The 23,506-nt window shown below is 74.6% G+C and carries 22 protein-coding genes and 1 pseudogene; 9 read left to right on the forward strand and 14 right to left on the reverse strand.

Annotated elements, in window-relative coordinates:
- Positions 1-38 precede the first annotated feature (38 nt).
- A complete protein-coding gene (locus ACW14Y_RS20630) occupies positions 39-377 on the forward strand; it encodes a DUF6087 family protein (protein WP_380310803.1) in 339 nt (112 codons plus the stop codon).
- Positions 378-458: 81 nt separating this feature from the next.
- On the opposite strand, the gene ACW14Y_RS20635 is transcribed toward ACW14Y_RS20630, so the two are convergent.
- From ACW14Y_RS20635 to ACW14Y_RS20645, 3 genes are all read right to left on the reverse strand, one after another.
- Positions 459-1,400, reverse strand: a complete 942-nt coding sequence (locus ACW14Y_RS20635) for a class I SAM-dependent methyltransferase (protein WP_402723082.1) — start codon at positions 1,398-1,400, stop codon at positions 459-461.
- Positions 1,401-1,429: 29 nt separating this feature from the next.
- Entirely contained in the window at positions 1,430-2,464 is a 1,035-nt protein-coding gene (locus tag ACW14Y_RS20640) for an NAD(P)/FAD-dependent oxidoreductase (protein ID WP_456982844.1), read from the reverse strand.
- Positions 2,465-2,554: 90 nt separating this feature from the next.
- Positions 2,555-3,571, reverse strand: coding sequence for a hypothetical protein (locus ACW14Y_RS20645; RefSeq protein WP_456982846.1), 1,017 nt, complete (start codon positions 3,569-3,571; stop codon positions 2,555-2,557).
- A 189-nt stretch (positions 3,572-3,760) separates the two neighbouring features.
- Between ACW14Y_RS20645 and ACW14Y_RS20650 the strand changes: the two genes are divergently transcribed.
- Positions 3,761-4,819: an aldo/keto reductase gene (locus tag ACW14Y_RS20650; protein ID WP_456982848.1), complete on the forward strand. Its 1,059-nt coding sequence runs from the start codon at positions 3,761-3,763 to the stop codon at positions 4,817-4,819.
- 53 nt (positions 4,820-4,872) lie between these two features.
- Here the strand turns inward: ACW14Y_RS20650 and ACW14Y_RS20655 are convergent, their stop codons facing one another.
- A complete protein-coding gene (locus ACW14Y_RS20655; protein WP_456982850.1) occupies positions 4,873-5,805 on the reverse strand; it encodes an NAD(P)-dependent oxidoreductase in 933 nt (310 codons plus the stop codon).
- Between the two features lie 107 nt (positions 5,806-5,912).
- Here ACW14Y_RS20655 and ACW14Y_RS20660 point away from each other — a divergent pair.
- Positions 5,913-6,245: pseudogene (locus tag ACW14Y_RS20660) on the forward strand (winged helix-turn-helix transcriptional regulator); the annotation flags it as partial.
- 113 nt (positions 6,246-6,358) lie between these two features.
- Here the strand turns inward: ACW14Y_RS20660 and ACW14Y_RS20665 are convergent.
- Positions 6,359-6,781, reverse strand: coding sequence for a DUF350 domain-containing protein (locus ACW14Y_RS20665; RefSeq protein WP_266270462.1), 423 nt, complete (start codon positions 6,779-6,781; stop codon positions 6,359-6,361).
- Between the two features lie 176 nt (positions 6,782-6,957).
- Here ACW14Y_RS20665 and ACW14Y_RS20670 point away from each other — a divergent pair, with 176 nt between their 5' ends.
- From ACW14Y_RS20670 to ACW14Y_RS20680, 3 genes are read left to right on the forward strand one after another with little or no spacing between them, the layout of a single operon-like run.
- The gene (locus tag ACW14Y_RS20670) at positions 6,958-7,341 is read left to right on the forward strand and encodes a hypothetical protein (RefSeq protein ID WP_380310816.1); all 384 of its coding nucleotides are present in this window, start codon (positions 6,958-6,960) and stop codon (positions 7,339-7,341) included.
- Positions 7,342-7,347: 6 nt separating this feature from the next.
- Positions 7,348-8,577 (forward strand): glutathionylspermidine synthase family protein, encoded by a 1,230-nt coding sequence (locus ACW14Y_RS20675; RefSeq protein WP_456982853.1) that lies wholly within the window; start codon positions 7,348-7,350, stop codon positions 8,575-8,577.
- Between the two features lie 51 nt (positions 8,578-8,628).
- A complete protein-coding gene (locus ACW14Y_RS20680; RefSeq protein WP_456982855.1) occupies positions 8,629-10,443 on the forward strand; it encodes an NHL domain-containing thioredoxin family protein in 1,815 nt (604 codons plus the stop codon).
- 95 nt (positions 10,444-10,538) lie between these two features.
- Here the strand turns inward: ACW14Y_RS20680 and ACW14Y_RS20685 are convergent, their stop codons facing one another.
- Both ACW14Y_RS20685 and ACW14Y_RS20690 read right to left on the reverse strand, forming a co-directional pair.
- The gene (locus ACW14Y_RS20685; protein WP_380385101.1) at positions 10,539-11,852 is read right to left on the reverse strand and encodes a M18 family aminopeptidase; all 1,314 of its coding nucleotides are present in this window, start codon (positions 11,850-11,852) and stop codon (positions 10,539-10,541) included.
- A gap of 362 nt (positions 11,853-12,214) precedes the next feature.
- A complete protein-coding gene (locus ACW14Y_RS20690; protein WP_380310795.1) occupies positions 12,215-14,044 on the reverse strand; it encodes an acyl-CoA dehydrogenase in 1,830 nt (609 codons plus the stop codon).
- A 227-nt stretch (positions 14,045-14,271) separates the two neighbouring features.
- Here ACW14Y_RS20690 and ACW14Y_RS20695 point away from each other — a divergent pair, with 227 nt between their 5' ends.
- Entirely contained in the window at positions 14,272-14,772 is a 501-nt protein-coding gene (locus ACW14Y_RS20695) for an SseB family protein (protein ID WP_380310793.1), read from the forward strand.
- Between the two features lie 199 nt (positions 14,773-14,971).
- Positions 14,972-15,931, forward strand: a complete 960-nt coding sequence (locus ACW14Y_RS20700) for a pirin family protein (RefSeq protein WP_380385104.1) — start codon at positions 14,972-14,974, stop codon at positions 15,929-15,931.
- A 65-nt stretch (positions 15,932-15,996) separates the two neighbouring features.
- Here the strand turns inward: ACW14Y_RS20700 and ACW14Y_RS20705 are convergent, their stop codons facing one another.
- The 3 genes from ACW14Y_RS20705 to ACW14Y_RS20715 all read right to left on the reverse strand — a co-directional run bounded on the left by ACW14Y_RS20705 (position 15,997) and on the right by ACW14Y_RS20715 (position 18,735).
- Entirely contained in the window at positions 15,997-16,818 is an 822-nt protein-coding gene (locus ACW14Y_RS20705) for an integrase (protein ID WP_380310790.1), read from the reverse strand.
- 346 nt (positions 16,819-17,164) lie between these two features.
- A complete protein-coding gene (locus tag ACW14Y_RS20710) occupies positions 17,165-17,833 on the reverse strand; it encodes a TIGR03086 family metal-binding protein (RefSeq protein WP_456982859.1) in 669 nt (222 codons plus the stop codon).
- Complete coding sequence (locus ACW14Y_RS20715; protein WP_380310786.1) at positions 17,830-18,735, reverse strand: alpha/beta hydrolase; 906 nt, start codon at positions 18,733-18,735, stop codon at positions 17,830-17,832. Before ACW14Y_RS20715 ends, ACW14Y_RS20710 begins: the two co-directional genes overlap by 4 nt.
- Before the next feature lie 163 nt (positions 18,736-18,898).
- Between ACW14Y_RS20715 and ACW14Y_RS20720 the strand changes: the two genes are divergently transcribed.
- A complete protein-coding gene (locus tag ACW14Y_RS20720) occupies positions 18,899-19,543 on the forward strand; it encodes a TetR/AcrR family transcriptional regulator (RefSeq protein WP_380310784.1) in 645 nt (214 codons plus the stop codon).
- 39 nt (positions 19,544-19,582) lie between these two features.
- Here the strand turns inward: ACW14Y_RS20720 and ACW14Y_RS20725 are convergent, their stop codons facing one another.
- The 4 genes from ACW14Y_RS20725 to ACW14Y_RS20740 form a co-directional block, all read right to left on the reverse strand.
- On the reverse strand, positions 19,583-20,920 hold the full coding sequence (locus tag ACW14Y_RS20725) for an amidase (protein ID WP_380310782.1): 1,338 nt from the start codon (positions 20,918-20,920) through the stop codon (positions 19,583-19,585).
- 49 nt (positions 20,921-20,969) lie between these two features.
- Positions 20,970-21,245 carry a hypothetical protein gene (locus tag ACW14Y_RS20730; protein WP_380310780.1) on the reverse strand — a complete coding sequence of 92 codons (276 nt, stop codon included), beginning with the start codon at positions 21,243-21,245 and terminating at the stop codon, positions 20,970-20,972.
- Positions 21,246-21,336: 91 nt separating this feature from the next.
- Positions 21,337-22,461 carry an allantoicase gene (alc, locus tag ACW14Y_RS20735; RefSeq protein ID WP_456982863.1) on the reverse strand — a complete coding sequence of 375 codons (1,125 nt, stop codon included), beginning with the start codon at positions 22,459-22,461 and terminating at the stop codon, positions 21,337-21,339.
- A gap of 59 nt (positions 22,462-22,520) precedes the next feature.
- Positions 22,521-23,429: a LysR family transcriptional regulator gene (locus ACW14Y_RS20740; protein WP_456988218.1), complete on the reverse strand. Its 909-nt coding sequence runs from the start codon at positions 23,427-23,429 to the stop codon at positions 22,521-22,523.
- Positions 23,430-23,506 lie beyond the last annotated feature (77 nt).

A 23,506-nucleotide genomic window follows, 5' to 3' on the forward strand; every position in this document is an offset into this window, starting at 1 on the left:
TGGCCGTCCCCGACCGATACCCGAGGGAGGCGCGGACGATGGACGCCGAGGAGGGGCCACCGGCCGACCAACCGCTGGCCGAGTGGTACGCCGAGCGGGCGCGCCGCCGCCGGGCACCGGGGACCAGGGACGCGATCACCCTCGCCCCCGGCCCCCGGCGCGCGGCGCACCTCTTCCAGGACGTGCCGCGCCTCGTGGTCGAGTGGGACGGCCACGCCTGGCAGCCGGTCGCGGTGGCCGAGAACTACGCCGAGGCCTACCCGCTGATCGTCCGCCAGGGGTCGGACGCCGCGCCGGGGCCGGTGTTCCCGCAGGCGGACACCCCGGTGTCGCTGCTGCGCAAGGGCACCGGACGGCACCGCAAGCCGGACCGGTGAGCCGCTGACCGGTCAGCCCCGGACCGGTCAGCCTTGGACCGGTGAGCCCCGGACCGGCGGTCCCGCCGAGGAACCGAACCGCTAGCGGTCGGCGGCCGCCCGAGCGGTGTGGACGGTGATCGCGGTGAGGTAGAAGGCGTCCGGCCGGGCCAGGATGCCGGCGGGCGCCTCCCGGTCCAGCAGGGCGTCCAGGACCGCCCGGTCGTCCGCGTCCAGCTGGGTGTCCAACTGCTCCCGCCGACGGGAGAGTTGGACGTGCAGGAACTCGCGGGCCGCGGTGTCCAGCGGGGCCGGACGGTCGACCAGGAAGGTGCGGGTGCCGCTCGGTACGAGCCCGGCCTCCGCCAGCATGGCCGGCCAGTCCTCCACGACCGCGACCGCGCCGGGCGTGGCCTCGCGCATCTGCGCGAACACCTCCTCGTGCGCCGCGTCCAGCCGGGCCTGGAGGCCGGGACGGCCGAGACCGAGGTCGCGCGGGAGGTAGCGGGCGGGCAGGCCGCGCTCGGCGACGGCCAGCAGACCGCCGGGGCGCAGCGTCCCGGCCAGGGCGGTCAACGCGGCCTGCTGGTCGCCGAGATGGTGGATCGCGTTGCCGGACCAGATCAGCTCGGCGCTGCCCAGGGTGCCGAAGTCCTCCGGCAGGTCGGCCTGTCGGGTGCCGACGCGGCCGACCGAACGGATCCGGGCCCGCTCCAGCAGGGCGGCCGACTGGTCGACCGCCACCACCTCGGCGGCCGGGAAGGCGTCCGCGAGCAGTCCGGCGATCACTCCGGGCCCGCTGCCCACGTCGAGCACCCGCTGGACGGGGGTGCCGTCCAGCAGACCGCGCAGCCAGTGCGCGGCCTCGGTGACGGCCGGGGACTGGAGGTCGGCCTCGCGCTCCAGGTGGACGGCGAGGGCGTCCCAGTCGAAGTCGCCGTCGTGGCCGTGCTGGTGGCCGTGCTGGTGGCCGTGGTCGTGACCGTGCTGCTGGGTGTTCTGGTGCCCGTGCTGGTGGCCGTGCTGGTGGGTGTGCCCGGTCATCGGGTACTCCGTTCCTTCGGGGTGGGTGGTCACCGCGCCGGTGCGGCGGCGGGGACGGCGGGGACGGCGGTGGCGAGCGGGGTGGTGACGGCGGCGAGCGCGCGCTCGGTGTCCTCGTCGACCAGGTCGTGGTTGAGCGCGACGGCGGCCGCGGACCCGGCCCCGGCGGCGGTGATCACCTGGGCGCGCGGGTCGGTGAGGTTGCCCACCGCCCACACGCCGGGCACACCGGTGCGACCCGTCCGGTCGGTGGCGATCCAGCCCTGCGCGTCCCGGTCGCAGTCCAGGCCGAACAGCGGGGCGTCCCGGGCCTCCAAGCGCGGCACGAGGAACAGCGCCTCGCGCGGCACGACCGCGCCGTCCGCCAGTTCGATGCCGTGCAGCCGGTCGTCCACGACGGCCACCCGTGCGGCCTCGCCCTCGACCACCCGGACGTCGCGGGCGGCGAGCCGGGCCCGGTCGTCCGCGGAGAGCTCCAGGGTGTGCGCGAACAGGACCACGTCCGCCGACCACTGGCGCAGCAGCAGCGCCTGCCCGACCGAGGCCGGGTCGGTGCCCAGCACGCCGAGCGGCCGGTCGCGCACCTCGTAGCCGTGGCAGTACGGGCAGTGCAGCACGTCGCGGCCCCAGCGCGCGGCGAGGCCGGGCAGCTCGGGGAGCCCGTCGCGCAGACCGGTGGCGACCACCACCCGGCGGGCCCGCAGGGCCGGGCCGTCGGCCGGGTGGACGTCGAAGGTCGGGCCGTCGAAGGCGGGGGCACCGGCGCCCGGCACCGGCACGATCCGGTCCACCCGGCCGTCGAGCAGATCCACTCCGTAGCCCCTCAGCTCGGCCCGGCCCGCCGCCAGCAGCTCTCCCGGCGGCATGCCGTCGCGGGTGAGGAAGCCCCGCAGGTGCGCGGCGGGGGCGTTGCGCGGCTGTCCGGCGTCGATCACGGCCACCCGGCGGCAGGCCCGGGCCAGGACCAGGGCCGCGCTCAGCCCGGCGGCGCCACCGCCGACCACCACCACGTCGTAGCCGCCGTCGGCGGCCCGGACGCGCACGTCGCTGTGTGTGTCGCTCATCGCGATCACCTCCACCGCCAGGCTGCGCCGACCACCGCCCGGGAGGCAACTTTCGTTGCTGTTTCGGCAACGACCCGGTCGGACGCGGGTTCAGGCCGTGCGGCGCCAGTACGAACGGGCCGCCACCGCCAGCGCCACCCCGTACAGCGCGAACGCGCCCAGTCCGATCCGGGCGACCAGCAGGGTGTCCGCCGGGGTCGGGAAGTCACCGCGCGGCACCTCCACCACCCCGGCCGTGGCCAGCAGCGTCCAGCCGAGACCCACCACCCCGTACGGCGCGAGGGTGGCCGCTCCCAGGACGGCCGGGGCCAGCGGGAGCCAGCGCGGGACCGGGCGGCCGGCCAGCCACTGGGTCCAGCCCGGGAAGACCAGCCCCCAGGGGCGGACCAGGCCCTGGAGCAGGAGAACGCCGAGCAGCGCCAGCAGCGCGGTCGGGTCCAGCCCCCAGGAGTCCAGGGTGAGCCACAGTCCGGAAGCGCCGTTGCGCTCGGCGGCGGCGCGCAGGTCGGCCCCGCTCAGCCCGGCGAAGGTGCCGCCGGACGCCCAGAACAGCTTCATCGCGATGTACGGGACGAAGGCCGAACTCCCGGCGACGGCGGCGAGTCGGACCGCCCGCGAGGCTCCCGCCGGACCCGCCGTCCGGTCCGATGCCGCCGCCCCCACCTCCCGGTCCGATGCCGCCGCCGATGCCCGCGCCGGCACTCGCGCCGGCGCCCCGGAGCGCGCCGCGACCGCGAGCAGTCCGGCGCCGAGGGCCGCGAGCGCGTGCTGCGCCGCCACCGGTCCGCTGTCCACGCCCTGCGCGAGGAGCAGCGTGATCACGTCCATCAGCAGGCCGAACGCGCCCGCCCCGGCCAGCCCGCAGAGCAGCCAGAGCGCTCTCCGCAGCACCGGCCGCGGCCGACCGGGTCCCGCCGCCGCCCCGGCCGCCGCAGCCGCGGAACCCACCACCACGAGCGCCCAGTCCGGCCCGACGGCGGTGCCGAACAGCGGAGTCCCGCTCAGCGCGCAGGCCGCGCCGAACACCGCGTACCCGACGCCCCAGGCGACCACCGCCCGGCCTGCCGTCCCCGGCGACCCACTCGTCCACCCGCCCGACCTCGTCATGCGCCAACGCTCGCAGTGCCCTGCCGCACCTCGCCTCGCCCGCCGGGACGAGCCGTCTCCCCCGGCCGGGGGACGCGCCCCTTGCGTTCGAGCGCACTCCAACTCCTAAGGTCGGCACGGCCGACTCGGCACCCCGGACCTCGGCGCGGGCACCCCGCGACCGCGACCGCTGAACCAGGAGGAACCACCATGCGCTACCGCGTCCTCGGCGGCACCGGCATCGAGGTCAGTACCTACTGCCTCGGCACCATGATGTTCGGCGCCATCGGCAACCCCGACCACGACGACTGCGCCCGGATCGTCCACGCCGCGCTCGACGCCGGCATCAACTTCGTCGACACCGCCGACATGTACTCGGGGGGCGAGTCCGAGGAGATCGTCGGCAAGGCCCTGGAGGCCCGCGGCGACCGCGACGACGTCGTGCTCGCCACCAAGGTGCACTTCCCGATGGGCGAGGGCCGCAACCGGAGCGGCAACTCCCGCCGGTGGATCGTCCGCGAGGTCGAGGAGAGCCTGCGGCGGCTGCGCACCGACCGGATCGACCTCTACCAGGTGCACCGGCCCGACCCCGGCACGGACATCGAGGAGACCCTCGCCGTGCTCGGCGACCTGGTGCGGGCCGGAAAGATCCTCGCCTTCGGCTGCTCGACCTTCCCCGCCGAGGATCTGGTCGAGGCCCACCACGTCGCGGAGCGGCGCGGGCTGCCGCGCTTCCGGACCGAGCAGCCGCCGTACTCGCTGCTCGCGCGCGGCATCGAGCGGGACGTCCTGCCGACCGTGCGACGGCTCGGCATGGGGGCGCTGACCTGGTCGCCGCTGGCCTCCGGCTTCCTCACCGGCCGCTACCGCAAGAACCGGCCGATCGACATGGGCACCGGTCGCGCCGCCCTGATGCCGGCCAGGTTCGACCCGGCGCTGCCGGTGAACCAGGCCAAGCTGGACGCCGTCGAGGAGCTGACCGCCGTCGCCGAGGACCTCGGCCGCACCCTGCCCGAACTCGCCCTGGCCTTCCCGCTCGCGCACCCGGCGGTGACCTCGGTGATCATCGGCCCGCGCACCCTGCCCCAGCTGGAGGCGGCCCTCAAGGGCGCCGACCTCGTGCTCGACGACGCGACCCTGGACCGGATCGACGCGATCGTCCCGCCCGGCACCAACGTCTACCACCCGGACGGGGTCTGGCAGCCGCGCGCGCTCACCGAACCGGCGCTCCGCCGGAGGCCGGAGGCCGACCGCCGGGCGGCCGACTGAGCGGGCGGGCGGCTGAGCGGGCCGCCGGCTGAGCGTCGGAGGACCGGCCCCGGTCACCCGCGCAGCAGGTCGACCACGCCGGTGAGGTCCTCGGCCCCGTGGCGCGGGTCGGCCGCCAGCCGGCGCCCCATCAGGTCGAACCAGGGCGTGAGCAGTTCGGCACTCACGCCCTGCTCCTCGGCGGTGCGCAGGAAGGTCGGCACACCGGCGACCTGCATGGCCAGATCGGAGACGACACCCTCGGTGTAGTCCCCCGTCGCCAGCCGCCGCGCCGTGGTCTCGACCGATCCGGTCATCGCGGTGAGCCAGGAGGAGAGCAGCGGCGCCAGCGCGACCGGGTCGACGGACTCCTCCCGCACCAGCGCGAAGGCGTGCGCGACGCCCGCGAACATCCCGTACATCGCGCTCAGCAGGGCCACGTCGTGCAGCGCGGCGAAGCCGGCGTCCTCACCGACCCAGCGGGTGCCGGCCGGGACGGCGAGGACCTCCCGGTGCTCCTCGAAGAGCTCCCGCGAGCCGCTGTAGAAGACGTACGGGCCGGCCTGCGGGACGCCGATCATCGGCGGGACGGCCATGATGCCGCCGTCCAGGTAGCGGGCGCCCCGGTCGGCGGCCCAGGCGGCCCGGGCGCGGGCCGTGCCCGGGGTGCCGGTCACCAGGTCGACGAGGTCCTTGCCGGTCAGGTCGACCCCGGCCAGGGCCTCCCCGACCGACTCGTCGTCCAGCAGGCAGACCACCACCAGCCGGTTGGCGGCGACCGCCTCGGCCGGGGTCGCGGCGACCGCGGCGCCCTTCGCGGCGAGCGGTTCGGCGCGGGCGGCGGTGCGGTTCCAGACCGTGAGCGGGTGCCCGGCGGACAGCCAGGCCTCGGCCAGCGCGGTGCCCATCGCGCCGAGTCCGAGCAGGGTGAGCGGGGTGAGCGGGGCCGGGCCGGTGGCTGCGGGGTCGGTGGCTGCGGGGCGGGTGCCGGTGTTGTTGGTCGTCATGCCGACCAGGCTCGTCGCAGGCCCCGGAAGTGCTCAAGTACGCACTTGGGAGTGGGTGGTTACCCTGAGGTGAGCGAGCAGGTCGGCGGAGGGGGCGGGGGCAGGACATGGCGACCAGACCGAGGCCAGGCGCCTACGTGTGCGGGATCGACGCCGCGATGGACGTGATCGGCGGCAAGTGGAAGGTGCTCATCCTCTGGGCCCTCGGCGAGCGGCCGAGCCTGCGCTTCGGCGCGCTGCGCCGCCACGTCCCCGGGATCACCGAGAAGGTGCTCGCCGCCCATCTGCGCGAGCTGGAGGCGGACGGCATCGTGCACCGCGCCTCGTTCGACGAGGTGCCGCCGCGGGTCGAGTACTCCCTCACGGCGGCCGGGCGGCGGCTCAACGAGGCGCTGGCCCCGCTGGGCGCCTGGGGCAGGGCGCACGTGCTGGACGGCTCCTCCGGAACGCACGGCCACGCCACCGAGCCGTCCGCCACGGAGCCGTCCGCCGCCGGGCCGTCCGCCCTCGCGGAAGCGTCCGGTCCCGCCGGGCCGTCCGCCCCCGCGGCAGGTCAGGCGATCGAGGCCGACACGATCGCCGCCACCGCGAGGTTGCAGCTGGCGGTCACCCAGACCGCCGGGTGCGGCTCCGGGTCGACCAGGATCGCGCCCAGCTTGCCCGGCGTCAGCACGTCCACCACCCAGAACGCGACGGCCATCAGCACCAGGCCGAGCACCCCGAAGCAGACCGTGGAGACCAGGCCCTTCCCGAAGTCCTCGTAGGTGTAGAGGATCGCGGTGAAGACGATGCCGCCGATGCCCAGCAGCGCCGAGCTGAGCAGCAGGGCGGCGTTGCGGTTGCGCTCCACCCAGATCTGGTGGCCCAGCCGCCCCGGCGTGAGGGCGTCCACCAGCAGGATGCCGAGCAGCAGCAGGACGACGCCGACGCCGCCGAAGGCCGCCGCCGCGCCGAGTCCGTGCAGGATGTCGTTCATGGGTTGTCCAGCCCCCCGGGTCCGTGTCTCAGGTCGCTCCTCGTGGGCCGGGCCGCCCGCGTGGGGGCCGGTCCCGCGGTCAAGGATCGGCAAAAGATAACGCATCGGGGCCGGATCGGGCCGGGGAACCGGGGTCCCTCCCGTACCATCCCGGCCCACGCGTACCATCTGACGCCATGACGCAGCCGCCGCCCGACCGCCCCGCCCCGAGACCGGACGCCGCGGAGCCCGCCGCGCCCGGCACCCCGGCCGGTCCCGGCACCCGCCGCCGCTCCGGCTTCGTCGCCCTGGGCATGGTCGGCACCCTCGCGCTCGCGCTCTCCGGCTGCTCGTCCTCCTCCGGCGGCAACCCGCCGAGCCGCTGCGTCGACCCGACCACCCTCAAGGTCCTCGACAGCCACTCCTGCTCCGGCGGCAAGGCCGCCGGAGCCACCGCCGGCCGCTGGTACTACTGCGGTTCCGGGGCCACCGACGCCGTCGGCGGCACCTTCGACAAGGCCGCCACCAAACGCGGCGGCTTCGGCTGCCCGGCCGGCTCCAGCGGCTCCGGCGGGGGCTGATCCGCCGTGCGCCGCCGTACCGTCGAACCCCGCCCGGACTGGCTGACGACCGTCGAGGGCCAGGGCCTGATCTACGCGATGTGCTCGGACCCCTGCAACCAGGGCGGCCCGCACGCCTACTGGGACGAGTCCGCGTACTACGAGTTCTCGCTGCCCGAGGTGGAGGCGCTGGAGGAGGTGGTCGAGGAGCTGCACACGATGTCGCTGGCCGCCGCCGCCCACGTGGTGCGCACCGGCCGGTTCGCCGAGTACGGCATCACCGACCCCCGGCTGGTCGCCGCCGTCACCGAGTCCTGGCACCGCCGCGAGGAGCAGCCCTCCCTCTACGGGCGGTTCGACCTCGCGTACGACGGCACCGGCCCGGCGAAGCTGTTCGAGTACAACGCCGACACCCCGACCTCGCTGATCGAGGCGGCCGGCCCGCAGTGGTTCTGGATGGAGGAGCGGTTCCCGCAGGCCGACCAGTGGAACTCGCTGCACGAGCGGCTGGTGGCCGCCTGGGCCCGGCAGAAGCACCTGCTGCCGCCCGGTCCGGTGCACTTCGCGCACTCGCGCGGCGACACCGAGGGCGAGGACTGGATGACCACCCTCTACCTCCAGGAGTGCGCCGAGCAGGCGGGCCTCGAAACGGTCGGCATCGCCATGGAGGACATCGGCTGGGACGGCCTGTCCGGCCGCTTCGTCGACCTGGAGCACCGCTTCGTCCGCTCCGCGTTCAAGCTCTACCCGTGGGAGTGGCTGGTCTCCGACGAGTTCGGCGAGCAGCTGCTGGACGTCGTCGACCTCGGCGGCTCCACCGGCTCCACGCTGTGGATCGAGCCGGCCTGGAAGATGCTGCTCTCCAACAAGGCGCTGCTGGCCGTGCTCTGGGAGCTGTACCCGGGGCACCCCAACCTGCTGCCCGCCTACCTGGACGGCCCGCGCGAGCTCGCGGACCCGGACGGGCCCGGTTACGCCGCCAAGCCGCTGCTCGGCCGGGAGGGCGCGGGCGTGCGGATCGTCGAACCGGGCGGCCAGGAGACCAGGCTCGCCGACTGGGCCGGCGACCCGGACCGCTACGGCGCCGAGGGCCACTGCTACCAGCAGCTGCACCCGCTGCCCGACTTCGACGGCAACCGCCCGGTGCTCGGCACCTGGGTCGTCGACGGCGAGGCCGCCGGCCTCGGCATCCGCGAGACCGACGACAGCCCGATCACCCACCAGGGCGCCCGCTTCCTCCCGCACCTCATCGTCTGAATCCCCGGACGCACCGGAATGCGGACGGCGGCGGTGCTGTTTGATTGGCTCATGGCATCCCGTGCACGTGTACGCGCCCCCGAGCTGGTCGGGGCAGGCGGTTGGCTCAACACCGGCGGCAAGGAGCTCACGCTCGCCGACTTCCGGGGCAAGATCACCGTCCTGGACTTCTGGACCTTCTGCTGCATCAACTGTCTGCACGTCCTCGACGAGTTGCGGGAGCTGGAGGAGAAGCACCGCGACACCGTGGTGATCGTCGGCGTGCACTCCCCCAAGTTCGTGCACGAGGCCGACCACCGGGCCGTGGTGGACGCGGTCGAGCGGTACGAGGTGCACCACCCCGTGCTGGACGACCCGGAGCTCGTCACCTGGAAGCAGTACGCGGTGCGGGCCTGGCCGACGCTGGTGGTGATCGACCCCGAGGGGTACGTGGTCGCCCAGCACGCCGGCGAGGGGCACGCGCACGCGATCGCCCGGCTGGTCGAGGAGCTGGAGGCGGAGCACGCCGCGAAGGGGACGCTGCGGCGCGGCGACGGCCCGTACGTGGCGCCCGAGCCGACCGCCGGGGACCTGAAGTTCCCGGGCAAGGCGGTCCGGCTGCCGAACGGCCACTTCCTGGTGGCCGACTCCGGGCACCACTCGCTGGTCGAGCTGGAGGCGGACGGCGAGACCGTGGTCCGCCGGATCGGCGACGGCGTGCGCGGCCTGGTGGACGGCACCAGCCCGCGGTTCAGCGAGCCGCAGGGGCTCGCGCTGCTCCCGGCCGGCTCCGCGTACGACGTGGTCGTCGCCGACACCGTCAACCACGCGCTGCGCGGCGTCCGACTCGCGGACGGCGAGGTGACCACCCTGGCCGGCACCGGCCGGCAGTGGTGGCAGGGCTCGGCGACCGAGGGCGCGGCCCGCGAGGTCGACCTCTCCTCGCCGTGGGACGTCGCCTGGTTCGACGGCCGGGTCTGGATCGCGATGGCCGGCGTGCACCAGCTGTGGGCGTACGACCCGGCCGCCGGCACGGTCGGCGTCGCGGCCGGCACCACCAACGAGGGCCTGGTCGACGGCCCCGCCGCCGAGGCCTGGTTCGCCCAGCCCTCCGGCCTGGCGGTGTCGGCGGACGGCGAGCGGCTCTGGGTCGCGGACTCCGAGACCTCCTCGCTGCGCTGGGTTTCACGTGAAACCAAGGAGGTGCGCAGCGCCGTCGGCACCGGCCTGTTCGACTTCGGGCACCGGGACGGCGCGGCCGAGCAGGCCCTGCTCCAGCACCCGCTGGGCGTCACCGTGCTGCCGGACGGCTCGGTGGCCGTCAGCGACACCTACAACCACGCGCTGCGCCGCTACGACCCGGCGACGGGCGAGGTCAGCACGCTGGCCACCGATCTGCGCGAGCCCTCCGGCGCGGTGCTGGTGGACCAGGACATCGTGGTGGTCGAGTCGGCCCGGCACCGGCTGACCAGGCTGCGGCTGCCCGAGGAGGCGGTCCGGGTGGAGGCGGTGGCGCACCGCACCCGGCGGGCCGCGACCGAGGTGGCGCCGGGCGTCCTCCAGCTGGACGTGGTGTTCCGGGCGCCGACCGGTCAGAAGCTGGACGAGCGCTACGGCCCGTCCACCCGGCTGCTGGTCAGCTCCACCCCGCCCGAGCTGCTGGTCTCCGGGGCGGGCGCGGACTCCGCGCTCTCCCGTGAGCTGGTGCTCTCCGCCGAGGTGACCGAGGGCGTGCTGCACGTCTCGGCGATGGCCGCGTCCTGCGACGACGATCCGGCGATCGAGTACCCGGCCTGCCACGTCCACCAGCAGGACTGGGGCGTGCCGGTACGGCTCACCGCCGACGGCGCGCGCCGGCTGCCGCTGGTACTGGCGGGCATGGAGTGACCCGCGCGTCATAACCCGCGCCACGACCCGCGCGGAAGCGGAAGGGCCCGGCGAGCACTCGCTCGCCGGGCCCTTCCGTGTCCTGTCCCGGGGCCTCAGCCCTCCAGGAACGCCTTGATCGCGCTCGCCAGCAGGTACGGGTCCTCCGCGCCGCACAGCTCGCGCGCCGAGTGCATGGACAGCGCGGCGATGCCGCAGTCCACGGTCTGGATGCCGAGGCGGGCCGCGGTGATCGGGCCGATCGTCGTCCCGCAGGGCATGGCGTTGTTGGAGACGAAGGTCTGCCACGGCACGCCGGCCTTCTCGCAGGCCGCGGTGAACACCGCCCGGCCGACGCCGTCGGTGGCGTACCGGTTGTTGACGTTGACCTTGAGGATCGGCCCGGCGTTCGGCAGCGGGTGGTGGCCCGGCTCGTGCCGCTCGCTGTAGTTCGGGTGGACGGCGTGGCCCATGTCGGAGGACAGGCACACGGTGCCGGCCAGCGCCCGGGCCCGGTCCTCCAGGCCGCCTCCGCGGGCGTACACGCTGCGCTCCAGGACGTTGCCGAGCAGCGGGCTCTGCGCGCCGGTGTCCGACTCGCTGCCGGTCTCCTCGTGGTCGAAGGCGGCCAGCACCGGGATGTACGGCAGGGCCGCGCCCTCCGTCTCGGCCGCGGTGGCGACGGCGGCGAGCGCGGCGGTGGCGGCGTGCACGGAGAGCAGGTTGTCCAGTCGCGGACCGGCCAGCAGCTCGCGGTCCCGGCCCAGGTAGGAGGCGGGCTGGACGTCGTGGGTCATGAGGTCCCAGCCGCTGATGTCGGCCGGGTCGACCCCGGCGCGCTCGGCGACGTACTCGATCAGCGCGCCCTCGTCGACCGGCCCGAGGCCCCAGATGGGCGTCAGGTGGCGCTGCTTGTCGAGCTTCATGCCCTCGTTGACCTGGCGGTCCAGGTGGATCGCCAGCTGCGGCACGCGCAGCAGCGGCTCGTCCAGCTGGACCAGCCGCCGGCTGCCGTCGCGCAGGGTGATCCGCCCGGAGAGGCCGAGGTCCCGGTCGAGCCAGGTGTTGAGCGGCACGCCGCCGTAGATCTCCACCGCGACCTGCCGCCAGCCCGCCGTCCCCGTGTCGGGGATCGGCTTGACCCTCAGGTTGGGCGAGTCGGTATGGGTGCCCACCACGCGGAACGGTGTCTCCGGGCCCGCGCCGGCCGGCACGTACCAGGCGATCAGCGCGCCGCCGCGGACGACGTAACGGCCGCCGGCGACCCCGTCCCAGGCGTCCGTTTCCAGTACCTGCCGGAAACCGGCTTTCTCCAGCCGCTCGGCGGCGCTCGCGACCGCGTGGTAGGGCGATGGCGAGGTGCCGAGGAAGGCGATCAGGTCATCGGTGTGCGTCCGGTCGAAGAAGGCCTGGCGGGCGGCGGTCGACATGCTGCTCCTGGGTCGAGGGAGGGCCGAGGCCGAATGGGAATCGGCTTCGCACCTTGAGCATATGCCCGTACACGGACATGACACTCGGAGCATCCCAACGGATGCAGAACGCAGACAGAAACGTGAACTGACGGGATCTGACGGCCCGCCGGGCCCTCCCCGGGCGCCGCGCGGGGCTCCTCGGACCGCCCCGACGGTGCCCGGTCGGGCACCGACGGACCGCACCGCGGGACGGCCGCGGGACGGCCGCGCCGGTCCGCCCCGGGCCGCCGAAGGGCCCGGTCGCGGGGTACACCGAAGGGCCCGGTCGAGGACCGGGCCCTTCGGTGCGAGGGTGGGTCAGGCAGTCGGTGCGGGCGGCGTCAGAACGCCCCCTCCGCCAGGTCCATGATCTCGTTGTCGATGCCCTCGGCGATCAGGCGCTGCGAGGCGACGGTCGGCAGGACGTTCTTGGCGAAGAAGCGGGCGGCCGCGACCTTGCCCTGGTAGAACGGCACGTCCTTCTCGGAGGCGCCGGCCTCCAGCTTGGCCAGGGCCACCGCGGCCTGGCGCAGCAGCAGCCAGCCGACCACGACGTCGCCGGAGATCATCAGCAGGCGGGTGGTGTTGAGGCCCACCTTGTACATGTTCTTGACGTCCTGCTCGACCGAGGAGAGGTCGGCGAGCAGCTTGCCGACGACGGCCTCCAGGTCGCCGGCGGCCTTGGCGAGCAGCTCGCGCTCGGTGGCCAGGGCGTCGCCGCCCTCGGCGGAGCCCAGGAACTTCTGGATCTGCTCGGACAGCGCGGTGAGCGCCTGGCCGCCGTCCTTGACGATCTTGCGGAAGAAGAAGTCCTGGCCCTGGATGGCCGTGGTGCCCTCGTAGAGGGTGTCGATCTTGGCGTCCCGGATGTACTGCTCGATCGGGTACTCCTGCAGGTAGCCGGAGCCACCGAAGGTCTGCAGGGACTGGGCGAGCTGCTCGTAGGACTTCTCCGAGCCGTAGCCCTTGACGATCGGCAGGAGCAGGTCGTTGAGGCGCTCGGCGGCACCGTCGTGCTCGCCGCGCAGCTTGGCGGCCATCATGTCGTCCTGGACGGAGGCGGTGTACAGCACCAGGGCGCGCATGCCCTCGGCGTACGCCTTCTGGGTCAGCAGCGAGCGGCGGACGTCCGGGTGGTGGGTGATGGTGACGCGCGGGGCGGTCTTGTCCAGGAACTGCGAGATGTCGGCGCCCTGCACGCGCTCCTTGGCGTACTCCAGCGCGTTCAGGTAGCCGGTGGAGAGGGTGGCGATGGCCTTCGTGCCGACCATCATCCGGGCGAACTCGATGATCTTGAACATCTGGCGGATGCCGTCGACCTTCTCGCCCAGCAGCCAGCCCTTGGCCGGGTGCTTGGCGCCGAAGGTCATCTCGCAGGTGTTCGAGGCCTTGAGGCCCATCTTGTGCTCGACGTTGGTGGCGTAGGCGCCGTTGCGCTCGCCCAGCTCGCCGGTCTCCCAGTCGAAGTCGTACTTGGGGACGATGAACAGGCCCAGGCCCTTGGTGCCCGGCTTGCCGCCCTCGGGGCGGGCCAGCACCAGGTGGATGATGTTCTCGGACATGTCGTGCTCGCCCGAGGTGATGAAGCGCTTCACACCCTCGATGTGCCAGGAGCCGTCCTCCTGCTTGATCGCCTTGGTGCGGCCGGCGCCCACGTCCGAGCCGGCGTCCGGCTCGGTCAGGACCATGGTGGAGCCCCACAGCCGGTCGGTCATCCGCTGGGCGACCTGCAGCTGCTCCTCGGTGCCCTCCTCGGCGACGACGCCGGCGAAGGCCGGGCCGGAGGAGTACATCCAGATGGCCGGGTTGGAGCCGAGGATCTGCTCCGCGAAGGCCCAGATCAGCGAGCTCGGGGTGACCTGGCCGCCGATCGACTCCGGGATGCCCAGACGCCACCACTCGGCGTCCATGTACGCCTGGTAGCTCTTCTTGAAGGTGGCCGGGACCGGCGCGGTGTTGGTCTCGGGGTCGAACACCGGCGGGTTGCGGTCGGTGTCGGTGAAGGACGCGGCGAGGTCGTTCTCGGCCAGGCGCGCGATCTCGCTCAGGATGTTCTTCGCGGTCTCGACGTCCATGTCCGCGAACGGTCCGGTGCCGTACACCTGCTCGCGGCCGAACACCTCGAAGAGGTTGAACTCCACGTCCCGCAGGTTGGACTTGTAGTGACCCATGGCCGTTTTCTCCGGTTCGTCGCTTCCGGGAGACCGCCGCGTTCGGGCGCCCCGTACCCACCAGTAGGCCTCATGATGCTACCCAGCGGTAACTTGTTTCAAGCCCCAGTCGGTGAATCCCTCGTGGATTCCGCTATGAACGTGGTCACGTCCCACAAGCCGGGACGGCCACTCCTTGTCAGGATCGACGCCCGCACGGGTGGCCGCGCTCCCGATAGCCTGTCCGTGTGTACGGCTATGACCAGAACGCATACCCGGGCGATCCCTACCAGCAGGCGGGGCCGCAGCCGGGCATGAACGGCATGCCCGGCCCCGGCCCGTACGGCGAGCAGCCACCGGGAGCGCAGCAGTCCCTCTACCCGGAGCCCTCGCCGCCGTCCCTGGCGGACGCCGTCCGGGCCTTCACCACCGGCTCGATGGCGGTGGAGGACTTCCAGGCCATCTTCATCACCTCCAAGGTGCACTGCCCGCGCGGCGAGCGGCCGGGCTTCCTGGCGCTGCACAACACGCCGACGCCGGTGATCCCGATGTTCAGCTCGCTCAAGGAGCTGCGGCGGTACGCGGGCAAGGAGTCCAAGTACTTCACCGTCTCCGGCGCCGAGGTCCTCGACCTGCTGCCGACCGGCTACGGCTTCGCGCTGGACATGGAGGGCGAGCACCGGATGGTGTTCGACGCCAAGGCGGTCGAGCAGATGGTCGACTTCACCATGCGCCGGATGTACGGCTGACCGACGATGGGCCGGGGGCCGCCCGGCCCCGCCGCCCGACCGCCCACGGCACGGCCGCCCGATCGCCCGACCACGGCACGGCCGCCCGCCCCCGGGCGACCCGGACCCACTTGGTTCAAAATTCAACTTGCTTCTAGTTGAGGATTGAACTAATCTCGTGGACGTAGGCCAGAGGAACATCCCCCCGAAGGAGGCCGACATGCCCGCCGTGACCGTCGACAACCCGCTGACCCTCCCGCGCGTCACCACCCCCGACCCCGCCGTCACGGGCGCCCGGCCGGTCCTCACGGTGGCCACCGCTCCCGAGGGCTTCGAGGGCGAGGGCTTCCCGGTCCGCCGCGCCTTCGCCAAGATCAACCAGAAGTACCTCGACCCGTTCATCATGATGGACCAGATGGGCGAGGTGGACTACGCGGCCGGCGAGCCCAAGGGCACCCCCTGGCACCCGCACCGCGGCTTCGAGACGGTCACCTACATCATCGACGGGACCTTCATCCACCGGGACTCGCACGGCGGCGGCGGCACCATCACCGACGGCGACACCCAGTGGATGACGGCCGGCTCCGGCCTGCTGCACATCGAGACCCCGCCCGAGTCGCTGGTCCGCTCCGGCGGCCTGTTCCACGGCCTCCAGCTGTGGGTGAACCTGCCCGCCTCGGACAAGATGATCGCCCCCAAGTACCAGGACATCCGCGGCGGCAGCGTCAAGCTCCTCAGCACCGAGGACGGCGGCGCCCTGCTCCGCGTCATCGCCGGCGAGCTGGACGGCCACCAGGGCCCCGGCAGCACCCACACCCCGATCACCATGGTCCACGCCTCGATCAGCCCCGGCGCCCAGCTCACCCTGCCCTGGCGTGCCGACTTCAACGCCCTCGCCTACGGCCTCGCCGGCAGCGGCACGGCCGGCACCGAGCACCGCCCCTTCCACCGGGGCCAGGCCGTCGTCTTCGGCGACGGCGGCTCGATCACCCTGCGCGCCGACGAGAAGCAGGACTCCCGCGACAACAACTTCGAGGTCGTCCTGCTCGGCGGCCTCCCGATCCGCGAGCCCGTCGCCCACTACGGCCCGTTCGTCATGAACAGCCACCGCGAACTCCAGCAGGCCATGGAGGACTTCCAGGCCGGCCGCCTCGGCACCATCCCCGCCGACGGCCACTGAGCACGAGTGCAAGGGGGGGTGCGGAGCGGGTTACCGGCTCCGCACCCCCCTTCGCACGTCGGCCCCTACAACAGCGCGTAGAGGGCCGAGGCGTCGTCGTGGGCCTTGCCGCGGGGCCAGCGTTCGCAGGTGGCGTCGGCGCGTTCGACGGCGCGGACCTGGGCGATCAGTTCGGCCGGGCCGGACTCGCCGAGCAGGCGCAGCGCGTCGCCCCAGCTGCCGAGGCCGAAGCGGTCGGTGAAGCGGGCCGCGCCGTCGGAGAGGGCGGCCACCGCGCGCAGTCCGGCCAGCGGGGCGAAGCCGGTCTCGGCGTGGGCGGCGGCCTTGGGGCTGGCGGCGGCGATCCAGGGGCCGGTGCCGGAGTTCCGGGCGGCGCGGACGGCCAGGGTGTACTCCAGGTGCAGGGCGGCCCGTTCCGCGGAGCCCGGCACCGTCGACCAGACCTGCCGGCGCAGTTCCTCCCCGCCGGGGAAGCGCTGGTTGTCGCCGATCACCCGGGGTGGGCCGTCGGCCGGTTCCAGCACCAGCAGCGAGTCGCCGAGCACCAGGTACTCCAGCGAGGCGCCGTGCCGTCGGGCGGCGACCACCATCGCGGCGGGCGTGTTGGGGTGGGCGAGGTCGCAGCGGCCGCCGTGCAGGGCGGCCGTCTCCGCGATGGCGTCGGCCAGGCACTCGGCGATCGAACGGTCCGGCCGGTCGGTGAGCCGGGCCAGCAGGTGGACCCCGAGTCTGCGGACGTACCAGGCGGTGCCGTGGCGGCACCCGGACTCCAGGCCGGTCGGTGAACTCGAACCGTCGAGGAGGACGAGTGCCTCGGAGGTGGCCGCCGCGAAGTCCTCGCTCTCGCGGTCGGGCCGCCGTGCTTCCCCTGCGAGCTGTACCTGCATCCCGACAGTGTGCGCGCCGGGTGCGGCGCGCGCCCAGACCCGTGCACGCGCCGCGCCGCGCGCTCCCGGTGGCAGCGCCGGTGATCCGGCCATACCGTCGGATCACGAGTGGACATTTCGGCCAATCAGGGCCGTCCGGGTTTGGGACCACCTTCGGGGGATCCTCGCCCCCGGCGCTGACGAGGGCGAGGAGCGAGAGATGTTCTGGCAGTTCATCGTGCTGGTGGTGGCGACGATCGGCTTTCCGACCGCCACCCTGCTGTTCCTGATCGGCGGACCGCGCTTCCCGGACGAGAAGCGCGGCGACTGACGGCCACTCTTGGCAAAGTGGCCACTTTGCAAAGTCCTAGCGGGACTTTGCAAAGTCCCGCCGAGCAGTACCGGCCGGAGCCGGCCCGGCGGGCGCGGACCAGGACGGGTCGCGGCCCAGCAGGGCGAGCGCGCGGTCGAACGGCCCGGTCCCGTCCGGTACCGCCCGGACGGCCGCGAACGCCTGCCCGGGCCCCCGTGCCCCGGCGGCGGCCGGGACCGCCCCGGCCACCGCGAGCAGTTCCCCGGCCAGCGGCGGTTCGGCCTCGACCGCCGCCACCAGCCGGGCCGGCGAGCCCAGCGCGGCCGCCACGTCCCAGGCGTGCACCAGGGTGTCCAGCAGGTGGAAGCCGACCGTCCGGTCGAGCGGGAACGGCCCGCCGTCGCCGATCTCCGGCAGGTGGAGCGGGGCGGGCTCCGCCGCCGCGCCGGCGGTGGCGAACGCGGTGGTCAGCCGCTCCGCCGACCGCCGGAACGCGCCCGCCGGGTCGCCGTGCACCGGGACGTCGCGCCAGTGCGCGCGGTCCGCCCCGGCGCCGAGGGCGGCCGCGGCGAAGCCCCGGTGCTGCCCGACCGCGTGCTCCAGCAGCCGCCGCAGCGGCCAGTCGGCGCACGGCGTCGCCAGCACCAGTTGCTCCGGCTGCACGGTGTCCACCACGGCGGCCGCCAACTCCAGCGCACGGGTGTGCAGTTCGAGGAGTCTCATACCGCGCCCACCGCCGTTCCCGGTCCGTCGACGGTGCGGGGGCCGGGGTCCGTCCCGGCGGCCAGGAAGCCCGTCACCTGGTCCAGCACGGTCGACTCGATGAGGATCCGGCGGTGGCCGAGACCCCGGGTGGCCAGCAGTTCCAGCCGCTCCCCGTACGCCGCCCGCAGCCGGTGGGCGTGCGAGAACGGGACCACGTCGTCGTCCTCGTCGTGCGCGACCAGGATCGGGAGCGCGATCTCCCCGGGGTCGCGGGCGGCGTCGAAGTGGGTGCGGATGTCCGCCACCCCGGGGAACATCGCGCCGCTCGCCTCCCGGCGGCGCAACTCCCGCTCCACGGTGGCGTTCAGGCCCAACCGGTCGCAGAACGCGGTCGGCAGCCAGGAGAGCTCGGAGGCGCCGGAGAAGGCGACCAGCCGCTCCGCCCGCAGGCCCTCGCGCAGCGCCAGGAAGGCCGCGTTGACGCCCAGCGAGTGGGCGACCACCGCCTCGAAGTCGCCGTACTGCTCCTGGAGCCGCAGGGCGACGGTGCGGTGGTCCAGCACGGTGGCGGTGCGCCCGCCGGAGTCGCCGTGCCCGGGGGCGTCGTAGCCGACCGCGGTCAGGCCGAGCGCGCGCAGCCGGGGCACCAGGTACGCGAAGCGGGAGGCCCGGGAGCGCCAGCCGTGCATCAGCAGGACGGGCCGGGCTCCGTCGCCCCAGCGGTGGACGACGACCCGCACGTCCCCGTGCCGGAGCGTCCCGGTGACGGCCCGGTCGTGGACCTCGCGCTCGCCGGGGCGGAGCCGGCTGCGGCGGAAGGGGTGGCGGTAGAGCTCGAAGGCGGCCCGGCCGGCGAGCCCGGGGGCGGCCTTCGAGGCGGTGTTCAGGGTGGTGCGGATCAGTGCGACGGCCGGGTCCATGCGGAACTCCTGTGGGTGCCGAGGGTGCCGAGGGGCAAGAGAGCCGAACTCGCCGAGATATTAGCACGACCGTTCGTGCTTTTTTCAGGTCGGAGGACGCTCCCCGCTACCCTGGCCACACGGACGGAGAGGCCGGGGAACGGCCGGAGGACTGGGGTGAGCGGTGGCCGGATCGACCACGGACGGACGGGTCCTGCGCGGCGAGGAGACCCGGCGGACGGTGCTGCGCCGGGCCGTCGGGATCGCCTCGGTCGAGGGGCTGGACGCGCTGTCGATCGGCCGGCTCGCCACCGACCTCGGCCTCAGCAAGAGCGGGGTCTTCGCCGGCTTCGGCTCCAAGGAGGAGCTCCAGCTCGCCACCGTGCGGGCCGCCCGGCGGATCTTCGCCGACGCGGTGCTCGCGCCGGTCCTCGACGAGCCCCCCGGCCTGCGCAAGGTCCGGCTGCTCTGCGAGTCCTGGCTGGCCTACTCGCGCGCCCGGGTCTTCCCCGGCGGCTGCTTCTTCTACGAGGTCAACGCCGAGTACGACGCCCGGCCCGGCCCGCTGCGCGACGTCCTCGCCGCCAACTGGCGGGAGTGGCACGCCACCGTGCTCGGCCTGGTCACCGAGGCGATCGACACCGGTGAGCTGCGGCCCGACGCCGACCCGGAGGACATCGCCTTCACCCTGATCGCCCTGCTGGAGAACGCCAACCCGCAGGCCCTGCTGTTCGACGACGACACCCCGTACGACCGGGCCCACCGCGCCGTGCTGCGCCGGCTGCGCTCGGACGCCACCGACCCGGACGGGCCCGCGTTCACGGCCTGAGGCCCGGCACCCGGGAACCCCGGGGCCCGGGAGCCCGGCTCAGCCGCCGTCCAGCACCCGCTCCAGGACGGCCGCCAGCGCCAGCAGCCGTTCGTCCGCCCCGGCCTCGCCGACCACCTGGAGGCCGAGCGGCAGGCCCGCCGCCGTCACCCCGGCCGGCAGGCTGAGCGCGGGCAGGCCCGCGAAGCTCCAGGGCAGCGACATCACCGCGCTGCCGGTGCTGTCCAGCCCGAGCGGGGCCGGGCCGGTCGCCGAGGGCGCCAGCAGCAGGTCCACCCCGGCCCGCTGCCGCCGCTCGGCCAGCCGCTCCCGGAAGGCCGTCCGGGCGCGCAGCGCGGCCGCGCGGTCGGCCGGGTCGACGGTCCGCCCGTGCCGGATGCTCGCCGCCGTCTCCGGCCGGTAGAGCTCGCCGAAGCGGGCGAACCAGTCCTTGTGGCTGGCCGCCATCTCGAAGCGGTTGACCGTCTGCGCCTGCCGCTCCCACTCGTCGAAGTCCGGCAGCAGGTCGAGCCTGCGGACCGTCAGCCCGCGCGCGGCCAGCAGGGCCAGCTGCCGGTCGAAGGCCTGCCGCGCCTCCGGCCCGGCCCGGTCCAGGTACGGGCCCACCGGGACGCCCAGCACGGGCGCCCCGTCCGACCACGCCCCGCCGTTCTCCCCGTCGTCCGGCCCGACCGCGTGGTCCCAGTCGTCGCACAGCAGCGGGGCGGCCAGCGCGACGCCCGCCAGATCGGCGGTGAACAGGCCGACGGTGTCGAAGCTCGGCGCGTTCGGGATCACTCCCGCCGTCGGGATCCGCCCGAAGGTCGGCCGGAAGCCCACCACCCCGCAGTAGGCGGCCGGGCGGACCACGGAGCCGATGGTCTGGGTGCCGATCGCCAGCGGCACCAGTCCGGCCGCGACCGCCGCCGCCGAACCGCTGCTGGAGCCGCCCGGGGTGTGTTCGGGACGGTGCGGATTGCGGGTCCGGCCGGGCGCGCTGCCCGCGAACTCGGCGGTCACCGTCTTGCCGGCGACCAGCGCGCCGGCCGCCCGCAGCCGGTCCACCACGGTGGCCTGCGGCCCGGCCAGGACGCCCGGGGGCAGCAGCGAACCGGCGTGCGTGGGCAGGCCGTCGACGTGCAGGATGTCCTTGATCCCGACGGCCACCCCGTACAGCGGCGCCTGCGCCGGGTCGGGACGGCGGGCGGCCAGCGCCCGGGCCTCGGCCTGCAGCCGGTCGGCCCGGCCGGGTTCGGGGACGAAGGCGTGGATCAGCGGGTCCACCTGCTCGATCCGGGCGCAGAGCCGGTCGACGTGGACGGCCGGGGTCGGCACACCGGCCCGCAGCGAGGCGGCCTCACGGACGAGCGAGCGGGGCCGGACCAGGGACTTGTCCATGGCGCCCACGGTAGACCCGGGCCGTCCCGGACCGCGCCGCCGCCCCGGGTCAGCCCGTCGGCCAGCCGGCGTCCGGCTGCTCGCCGGGAGGTCCCGGCCGGTGCTCGTCCCCCAGGTAGGGGGACTCGCGCAGGACATAGGCGCCGCAGGTGTGGCAGCAGAGCTCGGGGGTGTTCCCCCAGTCCGTCGGCTCCCGGGCGGGTGCCGCCGCGTCGATCTCCCGGCCGCACATCGCGGCGTCCTCGCCGCCCCGGACCATGTGCCACAGCCGCACCCCGGCGGACGCGCCGCCGGCGCCGAACTCGGCCCGCATCTGGTGCATCATGCCCCCATCGTCCGGCGGGCCGCCGGACCCGGCAAACGGAGCGGGAACCGCCGGGCGGGCCGGTGGCACCGGCCCGCCCGGCGGCGCCGGGTCAGACCAGTCCGCCGTACAGCCGCAGCCGGGCGATCCCGCCGTCCGGGAAGACGTCCAGCCGGACGTGGGTGGCCGGGCGCGGGGTGTCGACCACCAGCCGGTGCACGGCGTCCGGCTGGAGCCGGGTGCGCGGCACCAGTTCGAACCACGCCTCGGGGTCGGCGCTCCGCTCGTCCCGGCCCGACAGCGCCGCCCAGCCGGCCGCGTTGCCGACGTAGTAGCCGGTGTCGATCTCGACCGCCCGGACCGCGCCCCGCCCGGCCAGCCGCAGCCGGACCCAGTCGTGGCCGTCGTCCCGGCGCCGGCGGTTCTCCCAACCGTCGCCCATGGCACCGGACTTGCCGGGCAGGGCGAGGTTGACCGGGGAGGAGAAGAAGCGGTCCGAGGCGTCCTCGACGGCGCCGCCGTTCTCGACCGCGGCCAGGTCGAAGGTGCCGAGCGCGGCCAGCCAGGCCGGATCCGGACGGGCCTCGCCGTGCACCCGGAAGCGGGCTATGCCGCCGTCCGGGAACTGACTGAGCCTCAGATGCGTGAAGCGGCGGCGGTCTTCGACGGCGAAGCCGTTGGCGGCGTGGCCGCGCACCGGCGAGCGCGGGACCAGCGGATGCCACTCGGTCTCCGGGGCCAGCAGCTCCTCCGGGCCCGGGGTGCCCGGGAGTTCGGCGCCCTCGACGGCGATCTGCAACGGGAAGTTGCCGCGGAAGTGCGCGGTGTCGACGACCACGCCGTGCACGACTCCCGGCACGCCCAGGCGGATCAGCGCCCAGTCGTGGTCCCCGGCGGTCGGGTGCGGGTGTCCGGCGCCGGTGCCGCGCCGCCGCCTGGTCTCCCAACCGTCCATGATCTGGCCCTTGTTGCCGAAGGTGTGCGGGCGGAACTCGGCCGCGCCCGGCAGCAGCAGGTTCTCCCGTTCGGCGAACAGCTCGTCGTTGGCGGCGAGGACCGCGCCGCCCAGCCGGCGGTCGGCGAGGTCCACCAGGCCGGTGAAGGGGAACTCGGCGGCGCGGTAGTCGGCGTAGGGGTTGCCGCCCCCGTACGGCGGGGCGTCGGCGTCGGACAGCCGGTCGGGACGGGGGTCGGACAGCTGGTCCGGACGGGGCTCTGGGTTCCGGTCGGTGGTCATGGCTCCACCCTCGGGCCGGGCGACCCATCAGGTCCATCACAAAGAACTGAGCAAACCGTTCAGTCCGACTGAAGAGTCCCGGCGACGGCCTCCAGCTCCGCCAGCACCCGGCGCAGCGGGGGCGTCCGCTCCGTACCGGCCCGGACCGCCGCCACCACCCGGCGGGTCGGCAGGTCCGCCGGCAGGGCCCGGACGACCGCCGCTCCGCCGCGCCCGGTCGAGGCCAGTCGCGGCACCAGCGCCACCCCCAGCCCGGCCGCCACCATCGCCAGGATCGCCGTCCAGTCCGCGGCGGTGTGCGCCCGCTCCGGGGTGAAGCCGGCCCGGGCGCAGGCCGTCGCGGTGATCTCCCGCCAGGGCCCGGCCGCGCCGTAGATCCACGGCTCCGCCGCGAGGTCCGCCAGCCGCAGCCCCGGCGTGCCGGCCAGCGGGTGGTGCGGTGGCAGCGCGACGTCCAACGGGTCGCTGAGCAGGGCCGTTTCGACGAATCCGGGGCCGAGGCCGACCGGTCCGACGGCCAGCGACAGCGCCAGGTCGACGTCCCCCGCCGCCAGCAGCCGGACCGCCTCGTCCGCCTCGGCCTCGACCACCCGCACGGTCAGTCCCGGCGCGGCCCCGCGCAGCCGGGCCACCGCCGGGACGAGCAGCCCGGTGATCGCGGTGGCGAAGGACCCCACCCTGACCTCGCCCGCCTCGCCGTGCAGATAGCCCGCCAGTTCGGCCTCGGCCCGCTCCAGCTGTCCGAAGACCACCGCCGCGTGACGCAGCACCAGCCGGGCCGCCGGGGTCAGCCGCACCCGTCGGCCGTAGGGCTCCAGCATCGGCGCGCCCACCTGCCGGGCCAGCGCCGAGATCTGCTGCGAGACCGCCGAGGGCGACAGATGGAGCCGCTCGGCCGCCGCCGTCACCGTCCCGCACTCGTCGACCGCCCGCAGCACCCGCAGCCGCCTCAGGTCCCACTCGCCCACCGCACCCATCGCGCCAGGGTAGGCGGTCGCCGACCGCCTTCCGGGCCCCCGGGCCGGACGCTTCGCCCACCCTCCGA

The sequence above is a fragment of the Kitasatospora sp. cg17-2 genome, assembly GCF_054031055.1.